Source organism: Sphingomonas sp. CCH9-E2 (genome assembly GCF_001557215.1).
Classification (GTDB): domain Bacteria; phylum Pseudomonadota; class Alphaproteobacteria; order Sphingomonadales; family Sphingomonadaceae; genus Sphingomonas.
Map to the genome: position 1 here is coordinate 1 of NZ_LSJM01000208.1, position 5,190 is coordinate 5,190.

6 protein-coding genes are annotated in these 5,190 nt (G+C 65.8%); 2 read left to right on the forward strand and 4 right to left on the reverse strand.

Annotation, left to right across the window (positions count from 1 at the left end):
• Positions 1 to 150 precede the first annotated feature (150 nt).
• Positions 151 to 1,815, reverse strand: coding sequence for a 2-isopropylmalate synthase (leuA, locus tag AX681_RS09955; protein WP_066656460.1), 1,665 nt, complete (start codon positions 1,813 to 1,815; stop codon positions 151 to 153).
• A gap of 269 nt (positions 1,816 to 2,084) precedes the next feature.
• On the opposite strand from leuA, the gene AX681_RS09960 reads away from it, so the two are divergent.
• Positions 2,085 to 2,480 carry a BLUF domain-containing protein gene (locus tag AX681_RS09960; protein WP_066656456.1) on the forward strand — a complete coding sequence of 132 codons (396 nt, stop codon included), beginning with the start codon at positions 2,085 to 2,087 and terminating at the stop codon, positions 2,478 to 2,480.
• 4 nt (positions 2,481 to 2,484) lie between these two features.
• Here the strand turns inward: AX681_RS09960 and AX681_RS09965 are convergent, their stop codons facing one another.
• Positions 2,485 to 3,117 (reverse strand): YceI family protein, encoded by a 633-nt coding sequence (locus AX681_RS09965; RefSeq protein ID WP_066656453.1) that lies wholly within the window; start codon positions 3,115 to 3,117, stop codon positions 2,485 to 2,487.
• Positions 3,118 to 3,218: 101 nt separating this feature from the next.
• The gene (locus tag AX681_RS09970) at positions 3,219 to 4,346 is read right to left on the reverse strand and encodes a zinc-binding dehydrogenase (RefSeq protein WP_066656451.1); all 1,128 of its coding nucleotides are present in this window, start codon (positions 4,344 to 4,346) and stop codon (positions 3,219 to 3,221) included.
• A 131-nt stretch (positions 4,347 to 4,477) separates the two neighbouring features.
• Here AX681_RS09970 and AX681_RS09975 point away from each other — a divergent pair, with 131 nt between their 5' ends.
• Positions 4,478 to 4,888: an acyl-CoA thioesterase gene (locus tag AX681_RS09975; protein ID WP_066656449.1), complete on the forward strand. Its 411-nt coding sequence runs from the start codon at positions 4,478 to 4,480 to the stop codon at positions 4,886 to 4,888.
• Here AX681_RS09975 and AX681_RS09980 read toward each other — a convergent pair.
• Positions 4,885 to 5,190 (reverse strand): methyltransferase family protein (locus AX681_RS09980; RefSeq protein ID WP_066682174.1); only part of this gene is annotated, 306 nt, incomplete at its 5' end. The genes AX681_RS09975 and AX681_RS09980 overlap by 4 nt on opposite strands.

The following is a 5,190-nucleotide window of genomic DNA, read 5'->3' on the forward strand; positions in this document are numbered from 1 at the left end:
GCGTGGGGAAGGCGGCGGGGGCGAGGGGGGAGCGTTGCATCTGTTGTTCCTCTATTCCTTTCGTCGCCCCGGCGGAGGCCGGGGCCGCCCTGTGGTGCGGGCTTCCCTGACTAACTTGGCGGCCCCGGCCTGCGCCGGGGCGACGGTAACTCAGGCCAGCGCGCTCGCGGCGCTGAGGACGGCGCGGACGCTGGCGGTGGCGACGTCTTCGTCGATGCCGACGCCCCAGATGGTCCGGCCGTCGGCGGTGCGGCATTCGACATAGGCGGCGGCCTGCGCGGTGGAGCCATGGCCGATCGCATGTTCGGCATAGTCGGCTATGTCGAGTTCGACGCCAAAGCCTTCGCGGATCGCGGCGACGACGCTGGAGATCAGGCCGTTGCCGCGCCCGCTGACCGATCTGGACACGCCGTCCACCTCGATCGCGCCGGCGAAGATGCGCTCCCCATTGGACGCGCGGGTTTCGTCATAGGCGCCGAGCGTGAAGCGCTGGGGCGTTTCGAGGCGATAGGCGGTCTGGAAGGTCGCCCAGATGTCCTGCGCGTTGAGTTCGCGGCTGGTTTCGTCGGCCATGCGCTGAACATGGCGGCTGAAATCGGCCTGGAGCCGCTTGGGTAGCTTCAGCCCCTTGTCCTGTTCCAGCACCCAGGCGACGCCGCCCTTGCCGCTTTGCGAATTGACGCGGATCACCGCTTCATAGCTGCGGCCGAGATCGGCGGGGTCGATCGGGAGATAGGGGACTTCCCAGAGATCGTCGTTGCGCGCTTCCTGCGCGGCAAAGCCCTTTTTGATCGCGTCCTGATGGCTGCCCGAAAAGGCGGTGAAGACGAGGTCGCCGGCATAGGGCGTGCGCGGATGGACCGGGATGTTGGTGCAATATTCGACCGTCTTCACCACTTCGTCGATATCGTCGAAGGCGAGGCCGGGGTCGACGCCCTGCGTGTACATGTTCATCGCGACGGTCACGAGGTCGCAATTGCCGGTGCGCTCGCCATTGCCGAGCAGGCAGCCTTCGACGCGGTCGGCGCCCGCCATCAGGCCCAGCTCCGCCGCCGCGACACCGGTGCCGCGGTCGTTATGCGTGTGGAGCGAGATCACCACGCTGTCGCGATTGGGGATGTGGCGGCAGAAATACTCGATCTGGTCGGCGTAGATGTTGGGCGTCGCCGCCTCGACCGTCGCGGGCAGGTTGAGGATCAGCGGGCGGTCGGGCGTGGGGCGCAGCACCTCCATCACGGCGGCGCACACCTCGACCGAGAAATCGAGTTCGGCGGTCGAGAAGGTCTCGGGCGAATATTGGAAATGCCAGTCGGTGTCGGGCTGGGCCGCCGCGCCATCGCGCAGCATTCGCGCGGCGTCGGTGGCGATCGCCTTCACCTGATCGCGCTCCATGCCGAACACGATGCGCCGCCATGCCGGGCTGACCGCGTTATAGACATGGACGATCGCCTGCTTCGCGCCGCGCAGGCTTTCGAAGCTGGTTTCGATCAGGTCGCGGCGCGCCTGGGTCAGCACCTGGATCGTCACGTCTTGGGGGATGCGGCCGTCGCGGACGAGGCCGGAGATGAAGTCGAATTCGGTCGCACCCGCGCTGGGGAAGCCGACCTCGATCTCCTTGATCCCGACGCGACAGATCAGGTCGAAGAAGCGGGTCTTTTTCTCTGCATCCATCGGGTCGATCAGCGCCTGATTGCCGTCGCGCAGATCGGTCGAGAGCCAGCGCGGCGCGCGCGTGATCGTGCGGGAGGGCCATTGGCGATCGGGCAGATCGACCTGGGGGAAGGGGCGGTATTTGACGCTGGGATCGCGCAACATGGAACTTCTCGCTTCGAAACGGACGGTCGGGGAGGGTGTGCTCTGCCCTTAGGCCGTGTGCGCAGGCCGTACCCGCGCGAATCCACGCCCTAAGGGCGGGTAAGTCGAAGCGGGAGGAGGCTGCGGTCGTGCAACATTGTGTGGGGCGCTTAGCCCGGACGCGCAACAAATGTCCAGACTGTAATGCCCCGGACGGCACTGGCCGGTCGATATCATTCTGTAAAGATTTGAGCGGCATAGCTTGGTTCGGGGGCTGAACAGGATGAAAAATGCTTCAAATCATGTACATCAGCAGCGCCGCCAACATCGCCCCGATCGATGTCGCGCAGATCCTGACCGTCTCCCGCCGGAACAATGAGCGCGATGGCGTTACGGGATTTCTCTACGCCGATGGGCGGCGATTCCTGCAAGCGCTTGAGGGGCCCGTCGATGCGGTCGAGCGTGCGTTCGGGCGCATTGGAGCCGATCCGCGCCATCGCGCGGTCGTGACGCTGTCGCGGCGTGAGATCGCGGCGCGCGAGTTCGGCGATTGGGCGATGGCGCATCGCATGCCGGGTGGCGACACCGACGCGCTGATGGCGCAGATCGCCGAGCGGCTCGAGGCCGCGTCGCCGAATGTCCGCGCTACCTTTGAAGGCTTTGCGAAGATCCGGCGCGCGGCCTGATCGGTTACTTCTGGAATGCGGCGGCGATGGTCAGTTCGACCTCGTCGCTGACCAAAGGCACGGCATAGCCGAGGCCGAAGTCGCTGCGCTTGATCTTCGCCTCGGCCTCGAACCCGACATTTTCCTTGCCGCCCATCTGGGCCGGCGCCTTGCCCGCGCCGTAGAAGTCGACGTCGAGCGTCACCGGCTTGGTGACGCCGTTGAGGGTGAGGTTGCCCGCGACCTGCGCGGCCTCGCCGCTCGCATCGACGGTGACGCTGGTCGAGACGAAACGGGCATCCGCCGGGGCCGAGCCGAAGAAGTCGGGCCTGCCGCCATCCTTGCCGTCGCGCAGCAGGTGCGCGGTAAAGCCGGGAACGCCGGTCACCATTTTCGACACCGGGATGGTCACGTCGACCTTGGACGCGGCGGGGTTCTTGGGATCGAGCTGCATCGTGCCGGTGACCTGACCGAACAGGCCCCACAGCGGCGAGAAGCCGAAATGGTTGACCTCCCACTTCACCAACGTGTGGTTGGCGTCGACGGAGTAGCTGCCGCCGGTGATCGCGGCCTTGTCCTTCGACCCCGGCATCTGCTGGGCGACGATGGGGGTGGCGATGGCGGTCGCGGCGAGCAGGGTGGCGAGGACGATGCGCATAGTGGATCTCCGGATTGCGTGACGAGGGCGTCACGACAATGCGCGACGCCCCCGACTTGTTCAAATCACGAAATGGGAACGCAGGGTTTCCCGGAGCGCGATCAAAGCTGTGGCAGGATCAGATATTTTTCACCCGTCGCGCGGCGGTTATAGGCGGCGATGCAGCCAGGCTGGACCGCATCCTCCAGGCTGATGCGGTTGCTGTAGCTGCTGGCGAAGGTGGTGCGGATTTCGGCCGCGACCTTGGCGCGCATCCGCGTCACTTCCTCCATGCCCGCCTTGGCGAGGTAGGGGGTGAGCAGCCACCCGCCGACGCCCCAGATCATACCGAATCCCCGATTGAGCTCGGTCGGCGCGGTGCTGAGGCCGCCATAGATATAGACCTGCTTCATCGTCGACGAGCCATAGGGGCCGTTCGCCGGATTGGTGCGGACGGCTGCGGCCTCCATCGCGGTCAGGATCTGGCCGGCGAGCTTGCCGCCGCCGATCGCGTCGAAGGCGAGGAAGGCCTGGGTCTCGGCAATCGCTTCGGTCAACTGGGCCATGAAGTCGGGCGCGCTGCTGTCGACCACATGGGTTGCGCCGAGGCCGCGCAGCAGCTGCGTCTGCGCGTCGCTGCGCACGATGTTCACGAGCGGAACGCCTTCGGACAAAGTGAGCTTGACCAGCATCTGGCCGAGGTTCGATGCGGCTGCGGTGTGGACGAGGCCCTTGTAGCCCTCACGCCGCATCGTGCCGACCATGCCGAGTGCGGTCATCGGGTTGACGAAGGACGAGGCGGCTTCCTCGGCGGCGATCCCGTCGGGGAAGACGAGGCAGTCGCGCGCGCGGAGCAGGCGATATTGCGTGTAGAATCCGCCGCCGGCTGCAGCGACGGTCTTGCCGATCAGCGCCTGTGCGGCGGGATCGTCGCCGGCTGCGACGACCGTACCGGCACCTTCATTGCCGATCGGCAGCGGCTTGCCCGCGCGCACCGCGACATGGCGGCGCAGCGCCTCGGGAATCTCCGCACGCGCACCATAGCCGAGCGCGGTGAAGGCGTTGGAATCGGCGACGCTGAGCATCACTGCAAGGTCCGAGGGGTTGATCGGCGTCGCCTCGACCCGGATCAGAACTTCGTCCCCGGTCGGCTGCGGGACCGGTACGTCGCGCAGGGTGAGTTCGAGGCCGCCGTCATCGGTGACGGTCGAGAACATCTGCTTGGCCTGCGCCGGGATCGTGTCGCTCATGGCATCCTCCTTATGGTCTTTGACACGGGCATACCGTGAATTCGAAAGCGGGATCAATGGGTCGAGAGAAATCGTTGTGAGCGGGATCGTGCCCCCTCGCATTCGGGCGCAGCTTACGTTAAGGTGAACCTATGACCCGTGCAGCCACCCCGTTCGAAGTCCCGATCCCCGTCGATCCTGCGGACATCGATTTCATGGGACACGTCAATAACGCCAGCTATCTCAAATGGGTGCAGGAAGCGGTGCTGACGCACTGGCAGAAGCTGGCGCCCGCCGAGGAGGTGGCGAAGCATCTGTGGGTCGCGCTGAAGCACGAGATTACCTATCGCAAGCCCGCCTTCCTGAACGACGAGGTGGTCGCGACGGTGCTGCTGGAAAAGGTGCAGGGCGTCAGCGCATTCTACGAAACGATCATCCGCCGGGGCGATGTGGTGCTGGCCGAGGTCAAGTCACGCTGGTGCTGCGTGGACGCAACGACGCTGCGCCCGGCGCGGATCGCCGAGCATATCGTCGAGCATTTCTTCGGGAAGCGCGAAGGTTAGAGCCAGCGCGGGACGCTGTGCGTGTAGTTGACGTAAGCGACGCCGAATTTGTCGGCCATATAGCGTTCCTCGCGGGCGATGACGCCATAGTGGATCGTCATGATCAGCGGGATGAACAGCCACAGCACTGCCGGCGCGTTGGCGGCGACGGCGAGGCCGAGATAGATCAGCGTCATGCCGAGATACATCGGGTTGCGGGTGCGGCGGTACACGCCCTGGGCCACGAAGGCAGTGGCCGGTTTCCAGGGCGGGGCGGGGGTGCCCGCTGCCTTGAACCGTCCGAGCGCTGCGGCGATCAGGGC

Excerpts from the sequence above, each read along its gene's own strand:
- AX681_RS09965 (WP_066656453.1), bottom strand. The coding sequence starts at position 3,117 with ATGCGCATCGTCCTCGCCACCCTGCTCGCCGCGACCGCCATCGCCACC.
- AX681_RS09970 (WP_066656451.1), bottom strand. The coding sequence starts at position 4,346 with ATGAGCGACACGATCCCGGCGCAGGCCAAGCAGATGTTCTCGACCGTC.
- leuA (WP_066656460.1), bottom strand. The coding sequence starts at position 1,815 with ATGTTGCGCGATCCCAGCGTCAAATACCGCCCCTTCCCCCAGGTCGAT.
- AX681_RS09960 (WP_066656456.1), top strand. The coding sequence starts at position 2,085 with ATGCTTCAAATCATGTACATCAGCAGCGCCGCCAACATCGCCCCGATC.
- AX681_RS09975 (WP_066656449.1), top strand. The coding sequence starts at position 4,478 with ATGACCCGTGCAGCCACCCCGTTCGAAGTCCCGATCCCCGTCGATCCT.